Annotated in this window: 14 protein-coding genes; 11 read left to right on the forward strand and 3 right to left on the reverse strand. The window is 41.0% G+C overall.

Features of this window, described 5'->3' with window-relative positions; translation table 11 throughout:
* Positions 1 to 40: 40 nt before the first annotated feature.
* The 5 genes from ACE1CC_RS32245 (at position 41) to ACE1CC_RS32265 (ending at position 4,852) form a co-directional block, all read left to right on the forward strand.
* Positions 41 to 1,501: a glycosyl hydrolase family 57 gene (locus ACE1CC_RS32245; protein ID WP_413274526.1), complete on the forward strand. Its 1,461-nt coding sequence runs from the start codon at positions 41 to 43 to the stop codon at positions 1,499 to 1,501.
* A gap of 391 nt (positions 1,502 to 1,892) precedes the next feature.
* Positions 1,893 to 2,414: a DUF1499 domain-containing protein gene (locus ACE1CC_RS32250; protein ID WP_413274527.1), complete on the forward strand. Its 522-nt coding sequence runs from the start codon at positions 1,893 to 1,895 to the stop codon at positions 2,412 to 2,414.
* Positions 2,415 to 2,492: 78 nt separating this feature from the next.
* Complete coding sequence (locus ACE1CC_RS32255) at positions 2,493 to 4,004, forward strand: hydroxysqualene dehydroxylase (RefSeq protein ID WP_413274528.1); 1,512 nt, start codon at positions 2,493 to 2,495, stop codon at positions 4,002 to 4,004.
* Between the two features lie 98 nt (positions 4,005 to 4,102).
* Positions 4,103 to 4,528, forward strand: a complete 426-nt coding sequence (locus ACE1CC_RS32260; protein WP_413274529.1) for a DUF1824 family protein — start codon at positions 4,103 to 4,105, stop codon at positions 4,526 to 4,528.
* Between the two features lie 144 nt (positions 4,529 to 4,672).
* Complete coding sequence (locus tag ACE1CC_RS32265; RefSeq protein ID WP_413256575.1) at positions 4,673 to 4,852, forward strand: DUF2949 domain-containing protein; 180 nt, start codon at positions 4,673 to 4,675, stop codon at positions 4,850 to 4,852.
* Positions 4,853 to 4,957: 105 nt separating this feature from the next.
* Here ACE1CC_RS32265 and shc read toward each other — a convergent pair whose 3' ends face one another.
* Complete coding sequence (gene shc, locus ACE1CC_RS32270; protein WP_413274530.1) at positions 4,958 to 6,874, reverse strand: squalene--hopene cyclase; 1,917 nt, start codon at positions 6,872 to 6,874, stop codon at positions 4,958 to 4,960.
* Positions 6,875 to 7,126: 252 nt separating this feature from the next.
* Between shc and ACE1CC_RS32275 the strand changes: the two genes are divergently transcribed.
* The 3 genes from ACE1CC_RS32275 to ACE1CC_RS32285 all read left to right on the forward strand — a co-directional run bounded on the left by ACE1CC_RS32275 (position 7,127) and on the right by ACE1CC_RS32285 (position 13,633).
* Complete coding sequence (locus ACE1CC_RS32275; protein ID WP_413274531.1) at positions 7,127 to 7,399, forward strand: GlsB/YeaQ/YmgE family stress response membrane protein; 273 nt, start codon at positions 7,127 to 7,129, stop codon at positions 7,397 to 7,399.
* 244 nt (positions 7,400 to 7,643) lie between these two features.
* Positions 7,644 to 12,095 carry a two-partner secretion domain-containing protein gene (locus ACE1CC_RS32280; protein WP_413274532.1) on the forward strand — a complete coding sequence of 1,484 codons (4,452 nt, stop codon included), beginning with the start codon at positions 7,644 to 7,646 and terminating at the stop codon, positions 12,093 to 12,095.
* Between the two features lie 359 nt (positions 12,096 to 12,454).
* The gene (locus ACE1CC_RS32285; RefSeq protein WP_413274533.1) at positions 12,455 to 13,633 is read left to right on the forward strand and encodes a glycosyltransferase; all 1,179 of its coding nucleotides are present in this window, start codon (positions 12,455 to 12,457) and stop codon (positions 13,631 to 13,633) included.
* 218 nt (positions 13,634 to 13,851) lie between these two features.
* Here the strand turns inward: ACE1CC_RS32285 and ACE1CC_RS32290 are convergent, their stop codons facing one another.
* Complete coding sequence (locus ACE1CC_RS32290; protein WP_413274534.1) at positions 13,852 to 14,550, reverse strand: phosphorylase family protein; 699 nt, start codon at positions 14,548 to 14,550, stop codon at positions 13,852 to 13,854.
* Positions 14,551 to 14,747: 197 nt separating this feature from the next.
* Positions 14,748 to 15,572: a ferritin-like domain-containing protein gene (locus tag ACE1CC_RS32295; protein ID WP_413274535.1), complete on the reverse strand. Its 825-nt coding sequence runs from the start codon at positions 15,570 to 15,572 to the stop codon at positions 14,748 to 14,750.
* Positions 15,573 to 15,812: 240 nt separating this feature from the next.
* Here ACE1CC_RS32295 and ACE1CC_RS32300 point away from each other — a divergent pair, with 240 nt between their 5' ends.
* From ACE1CC_RS32300 to hpnH, 3 genes are read left to right on the forward strand one after another with little or no spacing between them, the layout of a single operon-like run.
* A complete protein-coding gene (locus tag ACE1CC_RS32300) occupies positions 15,813 to 18,440 on the forward strand; it encodes an efflux RND transporter permease subunit (RefSeq protein ID WP_413274536.1) in 2,628 nt (875 codons plus the stop codon).
* A gap of 17 nt (positions 18,441 to 18,457) precedes the next feature.
* Complete coding sequence (gene hpnA, locus ACE1CC_RS32305) at positions 18,458 to 19,465, forward strand: hopanoid-associated sugar epimerase (protein WP_413274537.1); 1,008 nt, start codon at positions 18,458 to 18,460, stop codon at positions 19,463 to 19,465.
* Between the two features lie 18 nt (positions 19,466 to 19,483).
* Positions 19,484 to 20,500 (forward strand): adenosyl-hopene transferase HpnH, encoded by a 1,017-nt coding sequence (hpnH, locus tag ACE1CC_RS32310; RefSeq protein WP_413274538.1) that lies wholly within the window; start codon positions 19,484 to 19,486, stop codon positions 20,498 to 20,500.
* The last annotated feature ends 37 nt before the right edge of the window (positions 20,501 to 20,537 follow it).

The raw sequence follows: 20,537 nt of genomic DNA on the forward strand, positions 1-20,537 counted from the left end.
GGTTCCCAAAAATCAACCTCTCCTACTAACATATTAACTCATGCAAAACTTACCAGAAAACCTTAACGGAATTCCTAACATTTGCGGTTGCGAAAGCGAACTTTTCGCAGTAACGCAACAAAATCAACCAGTATTCTTGCCGAAAACGAATCTTAATTTATCCCAAATCCAAGCTGTATTTGCTATAGCCCTACACCTACACCAGCCCACAATTCCAGCCGGACAAAATGGCGAATTAATTAGCAATTTACAATATATGTTTGAACATCCCAACGAAGGGGATAATCACAACGCTACACCCTTTGCCAATTGTTACAAACGCATGGCAGATTTCATCCCCGAATTAGTAGCTAATGGCTGCAATCCTCGCATCATGTTAGATTATTCTGGCAACCTTTTATGGGGCTTGCGACAAATATGGGGAGGAGATATATTAGAAAATCTTAAACGAATTACCATTGATCCTAACTATCAACCTTACGTAGAATGGTTAGGAACAATGTGGAGTCATTCAGTTGTTCCTTCCACTCCCATTCCAGATATTAAATTACACATTCAAGCTTGGCAACATCATTTTGCCGCAATTTTCGGTTGGGAAGCTTTAGCCAGAGTTAAAGGTTTTTCTCCACCAGAAATGCACTTACCAAATCATCCCGATACCTTGTTTGAATTCGTCAAAGCTTTAAAAGAATGCGGCTATCGTTGGTTATTAGTACAAGAACATTCCGTCGAAACTCTTGATGGTAAACCTTTACAAAATCGCCATTTACCCCATCGTTTAATTGCCCGAAATTCCCAAGGAGAAGAAATCAGTATTACCGCTTTAATTAAAACCCAAGGTTCGGATACTAAATTAGTCGGACAAATGCAGCCTTATTACGAGGCAAAAACCCTTTCTCGACAGATGTTAGGCGGTGTAGAAATTCCGCCAATAGTTAGTCAAATTGGTGATGGGGAAAATGGCGGAGTGATGATGAATGAATTTCCCAGTGCTTTCTTCCGCGCTTGTTATGAAATCAAAGATAATGGCGGGGGAAAATCGGGAATTGTGGCGATGAATGGCACAGAATATTTAGAATTAATTGAAGAAGCAGGTTGCCATCCTGATAGTTATACCACTTGTCAACCAATTAATCAACATTTGATTTGGCAGAAAGTTGCGCCAGAAAATTGTACTCCTGAAGCAGTAGCTAAGGCGATTCAGGAGTTGAAAGAAACCAATCATAATTTTCATGTTGATGGCGCTTCTTGGACGAATCATATAAGTTGGGTGAAAGGGTACGAAAATGTTTTGTCTCCGATGAATCAATTGAGTGTTTTGTTTCATCAAAAAGTTGATTCCTTGCCAGAAGAAGTAACTCAAGAAGCTGATTATCGAGAAGCTTTAATGTATAATTTGTTGTTGCAAACTAGTTGTTTTCGCTATTGGGGACAAGGAATGTGGACTGATTTTGCTAAGGAAATTTATCGTCGTGGAGAAGTAGCTGTAAATAAGTTGTAATCAAGGTTCTTTGTGATCACTTTAGTGCGATTAAGTAGGTGCGAATAAATAAAGTGAAAATAGTTATTTAAAGATGGGGCGGGCTAGGAGAGCCCACCCCACAGTAGGGGCAATTCATGAATTGCCCCTACTGTGGGGTGGGCATCCTGCCCGCCCAGTTTTCAGTTTATTTACATTTACCTACTTAGCTGAAAAAAACGACTGAAGTCGTCACAAAGAACAGGTCTGTTGTAAGGACTTTAGTGCGATTATTGAGAAAAAAGAACGACTGAAGTCGTCACAACGGACGATTATGAAGTTAATGATTTATGGAGTTCATTGGGATTTTTCTATGGTTTTTTGGCGGGGGATGTGGGATAATCTAATAGTTGCATCCAGGTTATTGTAGTTTATGGTGGAAAGCCAAGTAGAAAAACGATCGCCTCTAAACCGTTTAATTATTAGCTTGTTATCTCTGCTAATTGCGACTATTCTTTTGCTTGGAATCAATATAGTTTCTCCCGGAGGAATGACAATGTTTGCAGGGAAAAGACCTACTAACCTTGGTGTGCAAGATGGTAAATTAGCACCTTGTCCCAGTTCGCCTAATTGTGTTAGTAGCCAAAGTGCAGATACCCTGCACAAAATTGAGCCATTAACCTATAATACCTCTGCGGCAGAAGCAATGGCGAGTTTAAAAAAGGTGATTGAATCCCAAGAAAGAACTACAATTATCTCCGAATCTCCTAACTACATCTATGCTGAATTTAAAAGCAAGATTATGGGATATGTAGATGATGTAGAATTCTACTTAGACGAAGCCGCAAAAGTAATTCATGTGCGTTCTGCTTCCAGATTAGGACAATCGGATTTAGGCGTGAATCGGAACAGAATTGAAACAATTAGAGCCGGATTTGATACATTGAAAGGCTAAGCAGAGTAGGGTGGGATTTTCCCACCTTATATTAGAAACGAGAAATGGAGATTTGCGATCGCAAACTAAGGTTAAATAATGACAACAGAAACCCACAATAAAAAAGTAGTAGTTATTGGTGCAGGTTGGGCAGGATTAGGAGCAACTTATCATCTAGCAAAACAAGGATATGATGTCACATTATTAGAAGCTGGCACTTATCCTGGCGGTTTAGTTGCAGGTTGGAAAACTCCTGGCGGGCGTTCCGTAGAAGCAGGAATTCACGGCTTTTGGTATCCTTATAAAAACATCTTTTCCCTAATTAACGAACTAGAACTAAATCCCTTTACAGATTGGACTCGTTCTTCCCAATATTCCCCCGCTGGATTAGAAGTAGAATCCCCCATTTTTCAGCAAGAACCATTACTTCCCACACCTTTAGGAACATTCATTTACACTAAATTTAAACGCTTACCTTTAATCGACAGACTTTCCGCCTTACCTTTACTTTATACCTTAGTAGACTTTGACAATTCAGATGCAGCTTGGCGACGCTACGACACAGTAACCGCCAGAGAACTTTTCAAACAATTTGGAGTTTCCGCCAGACTGTACAAAGACTCCTTTGAACCAATGTTATTAGTCGGATTATTCGCCCCTGGCGAACAATGTTCCGCCGCCGCTGCTTTAGGAATGTTGTATTATTTCATCTTGGCGCATCAACCCAACTTTGATGTTGTTTGGTGTCGGGGAACAGTGGGAGAAAAAATCTTTCGTCCTTGGGTAGAACAAATCGAAAAAGTTGGCGGAAAAGTCTTAACTCAAAGGCGAGTTAGCGATTTAATAGTTGATAGTAACAATAGGGCGACAGCAGTTGTTTGTGGCGAAGAAGTCTTTGATGCAGATGCGGTAATTTTTGCCGTTGGAATTAGCGGAATGCAGAAAATTCTCAGCGGAAGTCCGACTTTACAAAATCGCCAAGAATTCCGCAATCTTAACAACTTATCAGCAGTTGATGTCTTAGCAACCCGCCTCTGGTTTGACAGAAAAATTGACATTCCCCTACCTTCCAATGCTTGCTTTGGATTTGACAATACTACAGGTTGGACATTTTTCGATTTAAATGCTATTCATGACGAATACCGCGACGAACCCGGAACAGTTATCGAAGCAGATTTTTACCACGCCAACCAGTTTTTACCCTTAAGCAACGAAGAGATTGTCCCCATTGTGCAGCGATATTTAGCCACTTGTGTTCCAGCATTTCGGGAAGCAAAAGTAATTGATAGCAGCGTGATTCGTTTACCCAAAGCAGTTACCCATTTCTTCCCCGGTAGCTATCAATATATGTTGCCAGCAAAGACAAGTTTCGCTAATGTATTTATGAGTGGTGATTGGATTGTCAACCGTCACGGTTCATGGTCACAGGAAAAAGCTTACGTTACTGGTTTAGAAGCTGCAAATTTAGTAATTGAACAGTTTAAATTAGGAAGTAAAGCCGAAATTCTCCCAGTTGAACCCGACGAACCACACATTCAAGTAGCAAGAACTGTGAATCAGTGGGCGCGAGATTTAAGTAAAACTCTCCTACCAAACTTTTGGCTACCCTAACCCAAAAAATGTACGTTGTTGCGCTCGACTCGCCATCTTTAGCGCTGAAGCGCAACAACGTACCTAAAAAGTTTTTCCTTCCCTGGCTGGCAAAATCTATGAATGAACAGAACCCAACCAACTTAACCGTAGAACAATCGGAAAAAATACTTAAAGAATATAGTTGTACAGATATCAAGGTCGTAGAATCAGAAACGGAAAAAGCCTTGCTGCGTCAAGCATTGAAGCTAATTGCTGATTTAGCGGATTACGTGAACTTTGGTATTTGCGCCGAGACGACAGAACAAGGTTTTATGGCTTTACAAAACTACTTAAGTGGATTGGGTTACAATGTTTCTTTAGATACTGATAAAACTACTCAAATCACTGGTTCTGTGTACATCAAATTTAACACCAACAAACAGAGTTTTTACTTAGATTCTTACACCGGAAATTATCGTGGAGTGCTTGTTTCATGCCAGTCTTCGGCGCGAGAAGATGTCAGTGGTACTTACGGTCATCTACCATTAGATTTATTTGACTAGGAGTATCTTTGATCATCAAGATAATGTGATCAATATCACGACAAAATTTGAGTTCAATCACGCTAACCCGACTTTCTCTAAAGCATATTATTTATATCTTGGGTTGTGGGAGTAAATTAGCCACCCAAGGCGAGGTGAGCTATCATGCAAGCAAAAATGATCAAATTCTTAACAGACGAGTTGGCAATTCCTTCTTCCTCCATTGAGTTTGCTTTACGGCACAATGAAGGAACTCCTGGTTTCTTACACATGATTCTTTGGCAGTATGGACTGGTGACATTACCACAGTTAGACCAAATTTTTGATTGGTTAGAAACAGCATAGTAATCACAATTAAGTATGTTTAAGCCCAAAAACAGCAGAGAAGCTAAGGAAACGATTCATAACCCTAAAATCGCTAACTCCTGAAGCCCCTCTGTTGTTAATGTTTTAAAGGCTTAACGCATGATATCGACCCAAGGCTGTGAGTGGAAAGTGTTGTTGATAGAGGTGGTACTTAATATAGAAGTGGCAAGGAAAGCCAGTACCAGTGAAATAATCCTCGTCCCAAGTGCCATCGGATTTCTGAGTCGCCAATAGATAGTTTACTCCCCTATCCATTGCTTCTTTTGCAAATTTTCCCGTCGCCTCGCCTGCTGCGATTAATCCGATTAAAGCCCAAGCTGTTTGAGATGCGGTACTATCTCCTTTTCCTTTTAAGCTGGGGTCATTGTAGCTGAAGCAAGTTTCGCCCCATCCTCCATCGGCATTTTGACAACTGACTAACCAAGCTGCACCTTTTTCGATATTACTGCGATGGAATTTGGGCGCAACTAAAGATAATGCTGCTAATACGCCGCTGGTTCCATAAATGTAATTTACTCCCCAACGACCATACCAACAACCTTCGGTTTCTTGTTCTTTTTTGAGATATTCTAAGGCGCGATTCATGTTGTAATCGTCGAGGGAAATTTGGCAATTTCCTAACATTTCTAAAACTCTGGCGGTGACATCTGCGGTGTTGGGGTCAATCATCGCTTTTAAGTCGCCGTAGGGAATGGCATTTAACCAATCGGCATTATTATTAAGGTCAAAAGCTGCCCATCCCCCATCTTGACATTGCATGGATGCAATCCAATCTACGGCGCGATTTATTGCTGCTTGTTTTAATTTTTCGTTGGGTAGTTTGACCTGATTTAATGCCATGACTATCACTGCGGAATCATCTACATCAGGATAGAAATTATTGACAAATTCAAATGCCCAAGCACCGGGTTTTCCCTTTTTATTTTTAACAGCCCAATCGCCATAATCAAGGATTTGTTTTTCGATTAACCATTCTCCAGCGCGAACTAAGGCGGGGTGATTTGGTGCGATTCCTGAGTCTACTAAACTTCGCATGACTAATGCGGTATCCCAAACGGGAGAGATGCAAGCTTGGACTCGGTAAGTGTCTTCATTTTCAAGGGAAAAGTTATCTAATGCTTGCAATCCTCGTTCGATAATTGGGTCAGCGACATCGTAATCTAAAGTTCGTAATGCTAAGAGGGAATTTAACATGGCGGGAATGATTCCGCCCCAATCTCCGGTAGCTTCTTGGCGTTCTAATACCCATTTTTCGGCGGCTTTAATTCCTTCTTCCCGGAAAGGAACTAAGTTGAGTTTTTCGGCGAATTTGAAGGCGTTATCGAGGTGAAGAAAGATGTCACTCCAATCGTTGTTTTTGGGTAATTCAAATTTTACATTATTTACACCTTCGGCGTAGAGTTCGTCTAAATTTATGGCGGGATTGGTGATGAAAATGGGTTTGCGATCGAATACAATTAACAAAGGTACTGTGCTACTTCTCGCCCAACTCGACATTTCATAAATATTGACGGGGAAAAACTCTGGTAAAAACATTACCCAAGGTGGGATGGAAGGAAGACCTCGCCAATCGTAGCAGCCAATTAATGCTAGGTGAAGTTTGGTAAAAATCCGGGCTTTACTAATACCACCTTTGGCTAAAATGAATTCTCGCGCTTTGCTCATGGCGGGGTCAGTTTCCGAGACTCCTAGTAATTTCAACGCCATGTAAGCTTCAATTGTGGTGCTTAGTTCGCCCCCGTCGCCATAAAATAGTTCCCAGCCTCCATGTTTGCGCTGTTCTTTTCGCAAGTAAGTTTCTACTTTATGTAAAGGTCTACTGCTGTCTGTTCCCCAGATTTTATGCAGCAACACCGCTTCTGAGGTAATCGTTACGTTAGATTGTAATTCCGCCCACCAGTAACCGTCGGGATATTGAATAGAAAGTAGGTAGTCCTGAGAAGCTTTAATCGCTGCTTCTAGACTATTGCGGGACACTGTGGTTTTGTCTTGAGTTTGCATAATTTACCGTTCACCCTAGATCGCAACTGCGGGGATGCAGCATAAAGGATTATCCTTTATTTGTTGCGTTTTATAACAGAACTAGCCCACAAATGGCAACAGTATTCCCGATTAGAGCGAGATTTTTTATATTTTATTGCCCCAAATTTGCAAGTTCTCTCTACTTGCTTATTTCCTTGGGTTGATGGCTAATAGATGAGCATTTGTTAGTCTAAAAACATGAAATAAAAAAGTTAAAAAGGAGCGGTGATTATGAATATTTTAGCTTGGGTTGTTTTAGGTTTGTTGGCGGGTGCGATCGCTAAAGCTATTTATCCCGGATATCAAGGCGGCGGGATTTTAGGTACGCTACTTTTGGGTATTGTTGGTGCTTTCGTTGGCGGAACTTTAGCTACTTTATTGCAAACAGGAACTTTGCAACTTACGGCTACATCTCTGAGTCTCCCTGGAGTTTTTCTCGCAGTTTTAGGCGCTATAATTGCCATTTGGATTTGGAATTACTTCAATCGCAAAGCATATCGTTAAGTAAACATTTCTCCTACTTGAAATATATTAAGCGCCTCCTCAATTTGTCGGGGCGCTTTTGTTATGGGAACAGGGAACAGGGAACAGAAAACCATTGTAGAGACGTTGCATGAAACGTCTCTACTTTTTTGAAGATGTCTAAAGGGATTTTTTTAGTTCGTGCAGGCGGACTTTGTATGTGTAGCCGCGATTTGAATCGCCCTCAACAACATTGTATATTTGAGAAAAATATCTACCAACCCAAATGAAACCCTCACCTTCGTTATTCTACATCGCCCAAACCAGCACTCTCTTAACATTATTAGCCGCCTACCCAGCGACAGCACAAATTATCCCAGATAATACAGTTAACACCAAAGTTACACCAAATGGTAATATTAATGTAATTGAAGGCGGAACCAGAGCCGGGAATAATCTATTCCATAGTTTTCAAGAATTTTCTATTCCCACAGGTAGCGAAGCATTTTTCAACAACGCATTCGATATCCGAAATATATTTAGTAGAGTCACAGGCAGGTCAATTTCTAACATTGACGGCTTAATTCGGGCTAATGGAACAGCTAATTTATTTTTACTTAATCCCAACGGAATCATCTTTGGGCCGAATGCCAGATTAAATATTGGCGGTTCATTTTTAGCGACTACTGCTAATAGTTTTAAATTTGCTGATGGCACAGAATTTAGTGCGACAAATCCCCAAGCTGCACCTTTGTTAAGTATTAACGTACCCATTGGCTTGCAAATGGGTTCAAATCCAGGCAATATTACAGTTAATGGAACCGGATTAAATCGCCCTTTGCCAGTAGAAGGAGAAACACTCGAACAACGAGTTACTAGAGGGATTGCATTTGAAGAAGAAGTTCTCAATAATCTCCAAGGATTGCAAGTACAACCAGGAAAAACTATAGGTTTAGTCGGGGGAAATTTAACATTTAATGGTGGATTAGTTACAGTTAGGCAAGGACGAATTGAAATCGGAAGTGTTAATTCCGGTGTAGTTAGTTTAAATCCCACAGAAACCGGATTTGTTTTGGGATACGAAAATATTTCCAACTTTGGTGAAATTCAAATGTCGCAGTCATCTGCGGTAGCAGCATCGGGAGAAGGTGCAGGAGAAATTCGAGTTCGTGGGGGAAAGATAACTCTTAATGAAATATCGAGTATTGGTGCAAATACAATAGGGAATGAAAATGGGAAAAGTGTCACTGTTGAAGCAGAACAGTTAAGTCTTTTTGGTGGTTCGTTTTTAGTTAGTGGTACGTTTAGTTCGGGTGATGCTGGGAATTTGATTGTTAAGGCAAAAGATTCAGTAGAAGTAAGTGGAATTTCTGCCGATAGTCAGTTTCGCACTAGTTTGCAAACATTTAGTATTGCTGGTGGTAAAGCCGGGAATTTAGATATTGATACGGGACGATTAATTATTAAAGATGGTGCATTTGTTTCAACAGAAACTAGAGGAACTGGAAACGGCGGAAATTTACTGGTACAAGCTAGAGACTCTGTGGAAGTTCTGGGAACGATGCCCAATGGACTTGCAACAGAGTTATCAGCGGGAGTTGGTGGAGGGGAAGGCATCAGAGGGTTAGGTGGTAATCTAACAATTGAAACGGGTACATTGAGCATTCGCGATGGAGGTAATGTTTCTACAGGAACTTTTGGTCAGGGAAATGCAGGTAATTTATTAGTGAAAGCAAGAGATTTAGTAGAAGTTGTGGGGGAAGGTCCGATTATATTTAGTAGCCTCAATTCAGATGTTTCATCTGGTGCTGCTGGTAATGGTGGGAATTTAACTATTGAGACTCAAAGATTAAGTGTTAGAGATGGCGGTCACGTTTCAGCGAATCTGTTTGGTCAAGGGAAAGGGGGAAATATTCAAGTAAAAGCTAACGAAGTAGTAGAAATAGTTGGAGCCATGAGTGAAGGTCTTCCTAGTACAATTTCTACAACAATGTTTAAGGGAGGGCAAGGACAGAGTGGAGATATTAGTATCAATACTGAGGTTTTAAGCCTCCGCGATGGTGGAGAAATATCTGCTGGTATTTCTGGTAAAGGAGACGCTGGCAATATTCAAATAAAAGCTGGCAAAAGTGTAGAAGTAGTAGGAACTACAAGTTTTGGAAGTTCCAGTACGATTAATACAATAGTGTTGGGTGGTGTTGTAGGGAAAGGCGGGGATATCAATATCAATACGCCAACGCTAAGTTTGCGGGAAGGAGGACAAGTATCTACTGATAATTTTGGTGTGGGAAACTCAGGTAATATCTACATTCGGGCAAGAGACTTTGTAGAAGTTGTGGGAGAAGGGCCAGCTACCTCTAATTCACCTGTTGGGTTCACCAGTCGCCTCAGTTCAAGTGTTTTATCTGATGATGTTGCTAATGGCGGGAATTTAACTATTGAGACTCAAAGATTAAGCGTTCGAGATGGTGGTGAAATCTCAGCAAGTCTTTTAAGTAAAGGGAAAGGCGGGAGTATCCAAATAAAAGCTAGTGAACTAGTAGAAGTAGTTGGTGTTGGGAAAATTAGAGAGTTTGAAGACAGTAGTATTAGACGGTCTAGCAGCATTGATACAAGAATAACGAGAGATGGGGAAGGTTTTGGAGGGGATATTAATATTGAAACTCAACGGTTAAGTGTTAGAGATGGCGGTCAAGTATCAGCAAGAGTGAATGGTCAAGGGAAAGGCGGGAGTATCCAAATAAAAGCCAGTGAACAGGTAGAAGTAGTTGGAGCCGGGAGAATTAGAAAATTTGAAGACAATGAAAGTTTTAGATTTTCTAGTAGCATTGATACAAGTCTGTCAGTAAATGGTATGGGTTCTGGGGGTGATATTAATATTAATACTCAGGTATTAAGCCTCCGGGATGGTGGAAGTATTTCTGCCAATACTTATGGTAAAGGAGATGCAGGCAATGTTCGGATACAAGCTAACGCACTGGTAGAGGTCGTGGGAACCGATAGCCAAAATTTGCCTAGCATTATTTCTACAAGAATGAGTGGAGCAGGGAAAGGCGGAGATATTACTATCAATACCAAACTCTTAAGTCTCCGCGATGATGGTCTATTATCTACTGGTACTTTTGGTGTAGGAGATTCAGGTGGTGTAGGAGATTCAGGCAATATTTACATCCGGGCAACAGAAGCAGTAGAACTAATAGGAAAATCAGCCGACCCTGAACTATCATTTGGAAGTAGCCTAACAGCTAGTGTGTTTGGCGCGAAAGGCAATGGTGGTAGCATTACTGTAGAGACTAAACGGCTAACTCTCACAGGTAGTAATATTAATACTTTCACCTTTGGAGACGGAAACGCTGGCAATATTTTGCTACGAGTATCCGAAGCAGTGGAGTTGAACAATAATAGCCGTATATTGGCTAATACTACCGAACCAGCGACTGGCAATGGTGGAGAAATTACTATCAAAACTGGAAGATTGCAGCTTGCTAATCAGTCTTACATAGGAAATTCCTCTTTTGGTCAAGGACAAGGGGGAACTCTGACAGTACGTGCTAGCGAGTCAGTGGAAATTAATAACAGCTTTCTATCGACTGGTACTTCTGGAACTGGCAATGGAGGAGACTTGATAGTTGAAACAGGGCAATTAATTGTTAGCGATAATGCACAAATATCAGCTGGTACTCTAGGAACTGGTAATGCTGGAAACATAAGTATTAAAACTAAGCAATTGACTGTTCAAAGCGAGGGGTTGATAGAATCTAGCACTTCAGATGCTGGCAATGGCGGAATTTTGAATATTAATGCCAGAAGTTTCATTGTCCGAGATGGGGCACGGATAGCTGTTGCTACTGCTGGTACAGGAAAGGCAGGTGATTTAAAGATTACAGCTGAAATAGTCGAATTAACAGGAAAAAGTACAGATGGTCTGTTTTCCGGCTTGTTCGCTAGCACTGAAGGCGCTGGTGATGGGGGAAACTTGATAATAAATACTGGGCGATTAATTGTTCGAGATGGGGCAAGTCTTAGTGCTAACAGTTTTGGCACTGGGTCAGCTGGCAACATAGAGGTGACAGCAAATTCTATTTTAGTTGACAACGGCGGACTTGTGAGAGCCACAAGTACAGCAGGTTCTCAAGGTAATATTAATTTGCAAACTTCTTCTTTAATTATGCGTCGTGGCAGCGAAATTTCTACCAATGCTAAAGGTAAAGCTACAGGTGGCAATATTATTATCAACACTGATGTTTTAGCCGCTTTAGAAAACAGCGACATTAGCGCCAATGCTGAAGATAGTTTCGGTGGTCGAGTTATTATTAATGCTCAAGGGATTTTTGGTACTAAGTTTCGTCCTGATACTACTCCTGAAAGTGATATTACTGCTACTTCTAAACTCGGCCCTCAATTTAGTGGTTCGGTGCAAATTAATACTCCTGATGTTGACCCTAATTCGGGGTTGGTGAATTTACCAGAAAATGCGGTTGATGTTTCGCGATTAGTTCCTAAAGGTTGTGTTGCTAGGAGAAAGGAAACCGGAACATTTTATATTACTGGGAATGGTGGGTTTCAACATCGTCCGGGGGATGGTTTGATGTCGCCTTTGCCTACTGGGGAAGTGCGTTCTATCCCGGAAAATAACTCTTCTGATAGGTCAGAAGTTAATGGGCGAATTATTGAGGCGCAAGGGGTTTATAAGTTGGAAAATGGTCAAATGGTTTTGGGTTGGGAATGTCCGCAGTAGGAAGTATGTAGGGTTTACTGAATAAAGGTAAAAAGTAAGATAGGCAAGGGTGAAAGCGCCTTTTTTGCTCAAAACAAGTGTAAGTTTTTCTGACCTTTTGGCGCTTTCATCCTGGCCTTTTTCCAGGAAATTGTAGGGACACGGCATGAAAGAGATAACGGTAAGAATTGCAAATATTTATGATGCCGTGTCCCTACCCTCACCAACAGACTTTTTCAGCAAGGCATGAAAGAGATAACGGTAAGAATTGCAAATATTTATGATGCCGTGTCCCTACCCTCACCAACAGACTTTTTCAGCAAGCCCTACGTACTTGGGAAATGTTGTATCCTGCTTTTTGATGTTAGTTATTTTAACTTATGCCGATCGCAAATCTTCCCTCACTCCTATCTTTTCTCTCTTTAGTAATTTGGATATTCTTACTTGCTTTTCGGGGTCAGTTTTGGCGTTGCAATCAACTGTTACCTGTTCTCTCTCCAGATTCACCGCTATTAAAAGATTATCCGACAATTTGTGCTGTCATCCCGGCACGGAATGAGGCGGAGGTGATTGCTTTTAGTTTGCGATCGCTTTTTCAACAATCCTATCCCGGTTCTTTCACCATCATCTTAATTGATGATAATAGCACAGATAATACGGCTATTCTTGCCCAAGAACTTGCTCAAGAATTAAATAAAACCGAACAATTACATATTCTTTCTGGCACCCCTTTACCTGCTGGTTGGAGTGGCAAACTTTGGGCAATGGAACAAGGTATTCGTTACGCCGAAACTCTCAACCCATTACCTGATTATTTTCTCTTAACTGATGCAGATATTCAACATCATTCAACAAATCTTTACGAATTAGTCACTAAAGCAAAACAAGAGAATTTAGATTTAGTTTCTTTAATGGTTTTGCTGCGCTGCGAGAGTTTTTGGGAAAAGCTGTTAATTCCGGCTTTCGTGTTTTTCTTTCAAAAACTTTACCCGTTTCCTTTGGTGAATAATCCGAAAAAATCTATTGCTGCTGCTGCGGGAGGTTGTATTTTAATTAAGCGGGAAACTTTAACTAAAATTGGCGGAATTGAAAGAGTGAAACAAGCGTTAATTGATGATTGTGCTTTAGCGGCTGCGGTGAAAAATCCGGGTAAAATTTGGTTAGGTTTAACTCAATCAACTCGCAGTTTACGCCCTTATCCAAGTTTAGAAAGTATTTGGGATATGGTAGCGAGAACGGCATATACTCAATTGAATTATTCGCCGTTTTTATTATTGGGAACTGTGCTGGGGATGACTTTAGTTTATTTGGTTCCGCCATTAGCTTTAATTGGTGGGTTGTTAACGGGTAATTTGGCGATCGCACTCCCAGGCTTAATCACTTGGTTGCTGATGGCAATAGCTTATTTCCCCACCATCAAATTATACCATTGTTCCCCCATTTTCGCTTTTTGTTTACCAATAATTGCCTTACTTTACAACTTAATGACGATCGACTCTGCTTGGCGACATTGGCGCGGAAAAGGTGGCGCTTGGAAAGGGAGAGTTTACCGAATTTAGATCCCCGACTTCTTTAAGAAGTCGGGGATCTGGGTAGTGTAGCTAATAGCCCATCGACCCAAATTCGATCGGCTTCTGATAATTTCGTGAAAACTAAGGCGGGCAGGATGCCCACCCCACAAGATTTATAGCTTTCTTGTGGGGTGGGCATCCTGCCCGCCCCATCCAAAGATAACTATTATCACTTTATTTATTTACACCAATTTAATTGGACTCAATCAATTGGGTAAACGATATAATTCACTTGCTACTTCCTGTAATAATTTTAACGCTTTTAGGGAACCTTTAATTAAATTAAATGCAGCGATTGGTTGGGTAATCATTTCCCAAGCTAAAGGCAGAGGTTGTAAATTTCCTTGATTATCAATTGCTGAGTTAAGATTAGGAATATTGTGTTGTGAATCATCACTCACTACTCTTAACATTGCCACAGAAATTCCTCTTTGACTCAAAATTTTTAAAGCAGCAAAACCTTCCATATCAACGACTTCTGCTGAATAAGTTTCGGCTAATTGGCGTTTTTCGGAAGTTGAGTAAACAACTGAATCACTGGTTAAACTTTTAACTAAAGTAACTTTGGTTTTCAGGTGGTGGTAAAGTTGGGTGGTGAAAGGTCGATCGCACTCTAACACCTCTCCCCCATAAACACAACTTTCATACAAAACCACATCACCCACTTGATATTTAGGTGAAAGACTACCACACAAACCCATGATTAAAACTTTAGATGGAAAAGCCGAAAAATCATTTTCCAAATATTGCCTTAAAGCTTTCACACCCACAGGAATTGAAAAAACCTTGGATTCTAGATCCCCGACTTCTTCAAGAAGTCGGGGATCTGGGGATTTTACACCTCGACACACAGAATTGTATTCTGCACCTTTGGGAACTAAAATGATTAATTGTTCGTTGGTCATTAGAAGTTTTGTGTTATATTATGTCTGTTTGATTATCCATAATCATAATGTAGAGACGTTATATATAACGTCTCTACATTATGATTATGGATTAAGCATATTATGGTCGATCGACCGGGCATGATATCAGTGGGATGGTGCGTTACGTTATCACGCTTCGCACCCTACTAATTAAAATCTTTCCCAGTCCCCAGTCCCTAAGATGGTAGAAGTTTGAGAGTTCCGTAAGCAGTTTTAGTAGCAGATAAAAGAAACTCAGGGCGTAATAATTCCGGTTCAAAAACACTCATGCGTTTGTCATATTCTTGAATGCAAGTAGCGAGAAACTTTTCTAAAGTCAAACTACCTGTTACCGACTTAGCACCACTAGCAGTAAAACCTTTGCCACTGCCTTTTTTAGTACCTTTAAAACTGCCCAATCTGCGCTTTAATGCGTTGCTATATTGCCATAAAGAATTGGCACCGCGCAGTATTTTTGCACCTCTACCTTCTTGGATTTGTTTGTAAGCAATCCAATTGACAAAAAAGACAATGTGACGCGCTTCTTCGTGAATTACCGGATCGAAAATGGCGAAGAATTCATCGGGGAAAAAGCCGGAATTTCTGGCAATACCAAATAAGCCAAAAGCGAAGTAGGAATCAAAGCATTCACCATAACCAAATTTGATAAATTCCGTTTCAATATTTTCCGGTACAGCTTTGGCTGGACGCTCAGGAGTTTCAATTTGATAATGGTTTACCATGTATTCAATTAGTTTGGCATGGCGGGCTTCTTCCATTCCTTGTAAAGCGATCGCTTCTCGAATTGTCTCATCTTCGATCGTATCTGCAAAAGCTTTCACCATTGTCCCCGCATTCCGTTCCGTAGATAGCGCTTCTTCCCAGAACGGAATACCCCGCAAACGCTGCAAGTCCTCCTCATTCAATTTGGGCCAAGGTAACTTTTCTGGTTCATACTTTAAATGGCTATCCATGAAGGATTGGCAAAATAGCTGTTTATGCGCCTCAGAACCGATTTTCATTCCTCACACTCCGTTATCATCTCTACTAGTGCAGCATGGCAAACATAACTATACAGTTAAACACAGATGGAAAAGGGTTGTCTCAGCCTTGTTCCCTTCTGCCTTCTGGCACTAGCCTACGTCCTTAGACAGACTTGTTACATTACATGGCAGATTATTACAGATTATCAACTGTCACGCAGTTAGCATGAGAAGAAAAGGATTGCGAGTAAGCTAATTTAGTTTGGGCTAAGTTTTTTTATGCAAAAGCCAACTCCCAAAGTCTCCAAGAGAGATAAGTTTAACATTTCCAGGGTGGCGATCGCTCACCCCCGCCTTACCATCGGCTTTTGGATCGCCGTTGTGGTAGCAGGACTGTTGGCTTTTAGTTCCCTAAAATACGCCCTTTTCCCGAACATCACTTTTCCGGTAGTAGTCGTGAGTGCTTCCTCATCTCTCCCCCAAGCGACGGAAGTGGAAGCCAAACTTACCATTCCTATTGAACAGTCTGTGGAAAATATTCCCCGGCGGAAAAGCACTAACTCTTCTTCCTATCCCCAACAATCATTAGTTAATTTATCTTTCAATGTCGGGACAAAATTGGACGATGCGGAACAGCAAGTAAAAACTGCACTCCAGAAATTAACTCTTCCGGCTGGAACAAAGCTGAATGTAATTCCGATAAATTTAAATGAATCTGCTGTTGTTAGCTACGCCATTGATAGTTCAACAAAAAATCTCACCCAGTTGACACAAATAGCCCAAAAGCAAATTGTTCCAAGTATTTCTAAATTACCAGGAGTTGAGCGGGTTAACTTGTTAGGCGGAACGACGGGGAACGCAAACAAACGCACTTCCGCAGTTAGGTTTAATGGAAATGATGCACTAGCTTTTCAAGTAGTGAAAAAAGGTGACGCTAACGCCTTAGAAGTAACGGCGAATGTAGAAAAGCAAGTAGACAAATTGCGATCGCAATTACCCGATGTTCTCATCAATTTAGCCGCCACGCAAGCAGATTACATCAAAGCTGCCACTCAAGCAACTATCGATGCGTTAATTGAAGCAATAATTTTATCGGTAATTGTAATCTACCCCTTTTTGTTGAATTGGCGAGCTACTTTTATTTCCGCCTTAGCGATCCCAATTTCGTTGTTGGGAACTTTCATCGTGATGGCATTTTTTGGCTTTAATTTAGAAACAATTACCCTGTTAGCTTTAGCCTTAGTAATTGGGAGTATTATCGATGATGCGATCGTCGATGTGGAAAATATTACTCGTCACGTTGAAAACGGCGAAACTCCCCGCAACGCTGCTTTAAACGCTACCAGAGAAATAGGTTTAACTGTAACCGCAACAACTTTAACAGCTGTAGCCGTGTTTTTGCCGATCGCTTTGATGAGAGGTGTGATCGGTCAATTTTTTCAGCCTTTCGGTATTACCGTCTCCGCTGCTATGATCGCTTCCTGGCTAGTCGCCCGAACATTATCACCTGTGTTAGCAATCTATTGGATTAAATGTCCAGCAAATAAAGGTACTCGCCGGGAACAAAGAATTTGGTTAAAGTTCGCTGAAGGTTATCGTCAAATATTGAAATGGTCTTTAACTCATCGACGCATTGTTGTGGGAATAGCCACTTTAAGTTTAATTGGAGGTGTGGCATTAATTCCATTTATTCCTAAAGGTTTTATCCCAAAACTCGATCGCGGCGAATTCAATATTAGTTACACCGCGCCGTTATCAGTTTCTTCCTTACTTCCCTCTTGGCTACAAGTTCCCGGACAACAAAGCGATCCTTTACAAGAATCTTTAGATGTAGCTAAACAACTGGAAGCAGCAGTATTAAAAGCGCCCGAAGTGACAACAGTATACACTACTGTTGGTACTCGTCCCCAACAACCAAATCACGGCAATCTTTACGTTAAATTAAAGCCAGAACGCCGAATTACTACCGCCGAATTTCAAGATAAAATTCGTCAGGAATTACCAGAATTACCAGGCGTTTCAACTAGCATCGAAGATATTCAATTTGTCGATACTGGCGGACAAAAACCCCTACAAATTGGTTTAATTGGTAAAGATTTAGCACTTAGCAGTAAAGCAGCACGAGAAATTAAAGCCGAAATTACCAAAATCCCCGGATTAGAAGATGTATCTTTAATTGGGGCTACAGACGAACAAGGTGCTATTTTCCAAATAGAACGCAACGATCGACAACGAGTAGTTAATATTAGCGCCAATTTAGGCCAAGGAATTACCATTGGCAAAGCTACCGATCAAATCGTAGCTATTGCTAACCCAATAATTCCTCCAGGTGTTACTTTACGTTTAGGCGGAGATTCTGCACGTAGCCATGAAATATTTACCAGTTTTGGGACAACCTTAATTTTGTCGGCGCTTTGTATTTTTGTAATATTGTTGTTGCTGTTTAAAAATTGGGCCGATCCTTTTGTAGTTGGCTTATCTTTGCCTTTAGCATTGGTGGGTGCTTTACTGGCACTATTCTTAACTAAAAGCGACTTCGGAATGATATCTTTAATTGGATTTGTGTTTCTCTTAGGAATTAGCAACAAAAATGCGATTCTCTTGGTAGATTACATCAACCAATTACGAAATTCCAAAATGGAGAGAAATGAAGCAATTTTAACCGCAGGGCCAGTACGTCTCCGACCTATTATGATGACAACAGCATCGACAATTTTGGGGATGGTGCCATTAGCTTTAAGTAGAGGTGCAGGTGCAGAATTACGAGTACCAATGGCAATTGCGATCGCAGGTGGTTTAGTATCATCAACTATACTCAGCCTCATAGTCGTTCCCGTAGTCTACACTTTATTAGATGATTTTCGTTCTAAGTTAAAATTAAAAGAACCAATCACAAATAACCAATGACAAATGACAAATAACCAATGACTAAAACAGCTTTTGTCACAGGCGGAACAGGTTTTATCGGCGCAAATTTGGTCAGGTTACTTTTACAAGAAGGGTACAAAGTAAAAGCCTTAGTTCGTCCGACTAGCAAATTAGATAACCTGCAAAACTTAGATATTGAAATCGTCAAAGGCGACCTCAACGACCCAGAGCTAGCTGATAAAATGATTGGTTGTGAGGCATTATTTCATGTTGCCGCCCTTTACTCCCTTTGGCAATCAGATAAAGACCCACTTTATCAGCAAAATGTGTTAGGAACCAAGAACATTTTAGCCGCCGCCCGAAAAGCCAAAATAGAGCGTACCGTTTATACTAGTTCTGTAGCCGCAATAGGCGTAAAAGAAGGCTCAATAGCTGACGAAACCTACCAAAGTCCAGTAGACAAGCTAATTGGCGAATATAAAAAATCGAAGTTTTGGGCAGAACAAGAAGCACAAAATGCAGTAAAATTAGGACAAGATGTGGTAATTGTTAACCCTAGTAGTCCGATCGGTCCTTGGGATATCAAACCCACTCCCACAGGTGATATAATTTTAAAATTCCTCCGTCGCCAAATGCCTTTTTACGTAGATACTGGGTTAAACTTTATAGATGTGCGAGATGTCGCCCAAGGACATTTGCTAGCATTAGAAAAGGGGAAGAAGGGCGATCGCTATATTCTGGGAAACCAAAACCTCACCCTCAAACAATTCCTAGATCAACTCTCAGAAATTACCGGAATACCAGCACCACAAAGCACCCTTCCCTCCTTCATACCTTTGACAGTAGCTTGGATTGATGAATATGTGTTAGCACCATTAGGTAAACCCCCTTTCCTTTCCTTAGATAGCGTGCGAATGTCCGAACAAAAAATGTATTATGATGCCTCTAAAGCTGTGCGAGAATTAGGTTTACCCCAAACACCAATTCCCACAGCCTTAAAAAATGCCGTAGACTGGTTTAGTAAAAATTTTGCGTTAGATTTCAAGTATAATTCCGCACGGTGACGAGGAGATAAACACTCAATGGCAATTAACTTACTGCAAGCGTTTGAAGTCGGCAAATATATCGTCAGTCAGCGTTTGAAAGGACGCAAACAATATCCCTTAGTTTTAATGCTAGAACCCCTTTTTCGCTGCAACTTAGCTTGTACTGGATGCGGAAAAATTCAACACCCAACCGACATTCTCAAGCAAAACCTCACCCCCGAACAATGCTTTAAAGCAGCGGAAGAATGCGGCGCACCAGTAGTTTCTATCCCTGGCGGAGAACCACTTTTACACCCACAAATTGACCAAATAGTTAAAGGTTTAGTAGAAAGGAAAAAATTTGTTTACCTTTGTACAAACGGTATTTTACTAGAAAAAAGTTTAGATAAATTTGAACCTTCACCTTACCTAACTTTCAGCGTTCACTTAGATGGGTTACAGGAATTACATGATAAATGTGTCGATCGCAAAGGCGTATTTGACACCGCAGTAAAAGCCATTCGCGCCGCCAAAGCCAAAGGTTTCCGAGTCACCACAAATAGCACAGTTTTTGAAGGTGCAAACCCTCAAGAAATGCAGCAGTTTTTCGACTTTCTCGAAACCCTAAACATCGACGGAATGATGATTTCCCCCGGTTACAGTTACGAATGGGCACCAGATCAAGAACACTTCTTAAAAAGGGAACAAACAAAAGCCTTATTCCGGGAAATATTAGCACCCTACAAAGCCGGGAAAAAGAAATGGAACTTCAACCATAACCCCCTATTTTTAGACTTTCTCACCGGGGAAAAAGATTACGAATGCACCCCTTGGGGAAGTCCCAGTTACAGCGTTTTAGGTTGGCAAAAACCCTGTTACCTGTTAAACGAAGGACATTACGCCACCTTCCAAGAACTCCTAGAAAACACAGACTGGAGTAAATACGGTAACAAAAGCGGAAATCCCAAATGTGCAGATTGCATGGTACATTGCGGCTATGAACCCACAGCAGCAGTTGACGCAATGCAGCCGAACAACGTAGGACGCGCCATTACCAGCGTTTTGGGGATTTAGTCATTTGTTATTGGTCATTTGTCATTTGTCATTTGTC

Origin of the sequence: Floridaenema aerugineum BLCC-F46, assembly GCF_041929345.1 — a bacterium.
GTDB classification, from domain to species: domain Bacteria; phylum Cyanobacteriota; class Cyanobacteriia; order Cyanobacteriales; family Aerosakkonemataceae; genus Floridanema; species Floridanema aerugineum.

What these genes read in the sequence shown, in the direction of transcription:
- ACE1CC_RS32295 (WP_413274535.1), bottom strand. Translation starts at nt 15,572, where the DNA reads ATGAAAATCGGTTCTGAGGCGCATAAACAGCTATTTTGCCAATCCTTC.
- ACE1CC_RS32280 (WP_413274532.1), top strand. Translation starts at nt 7,644, where the DNA reads ATGAAACCCTCACCTTCGTTATTCTACATCGCCCAAACCAGCACTCTC.
- ACE1CC_RS32260 (WP_413274529.1), top strand. Translation starts at nt 4,103, where the DNA reads ATGAATGAACAGAACCCAACCAACTTAACCGTAGAACAATCGGAAAAA.
- ACE1CC_RS32275 (WP_413274531.1), top strand. Translation starts at nt 7,127, where the DNA reads ATGAATATTTTAGCTTGGGTTGTTTTAGGTTTGTTGGCGGGTGCGATC.
- ACE1CC_RS32285 (WP_413274533.1), top strand. Translation starts at nt 12,455, where the DNA reads ATGCCGATCGCAAATCTTCCCTCACTCCTATCTTTTCTCTCTTTAGTA.
- ACE1CC_RS32300 (WP_413274536.1), top strand. Translation starts at nt 15,813, where the DNA reads ATGCAAAAGCCAACTCCCAAAGTCTCCAAGAGAGATAAGTTTAACATT.
- ACE1CC_RS32265 (WP_413256575.1), top strand. Translation starts at nt 4,673, where the DNA reads ATGCAAGCAAAAATGATCAAATTCTTAACAGACGAGTTGGCAATTCCT.
- ACE1CC_RS32290 (WP_413274534.1), bottom strand. Translation starts at nt 14,550, where the DNA reads ATGACCAACGAACAATTAATCATTTTAGTTCCCAAAGGTGCAGAATAC.
- ACE1CC_RS32245 (WP_413274526.1), top strand. Translation starts at nt 41, where the DNA reads ATGCAAAACTTACCAGAAAACCTTAACGGAATTCCTAACATTTGCGGT.
- ACE1CC_RS32255 (WP_413274528.1), top strand. Translation starts at nt 2,493, where the DNA reads ATGACAACAGAAACCCACAATAAAAAAGTAGTAGTTATTGGTGCAGGT.
- ACE1CC_RS32250 (WP_413274527.1), top strand. Translation starts at nt 1,893, where the DNA reads ATGGTGGAAAGCCAAGTAGAAAAACGATCGCCTCTAAACCGTTTAATT.
- hpnA (WP_413274537.1), top strand. Translation starts at nt 18,458, where the DNA reads ATGACTAAAACAGCTTTTGTCACAGGCGGAACAGGTTTTATCGGCGCA.
- hpnH (WP_413274538.1), top strand. Translation starts at nt 19,484, where the DNA reads ATGGCAATTAACTTACTGCAAGCGTTTGAAGTCGGCAAATATATCGTC.
- shc (WP_413274530.1), bottom strand. Translation starts at nt 6,874, where the DNA reads ATGCAAACTCAAGACAAAACCACAGTGTCCCGCAATAGTCTAGAAGCA.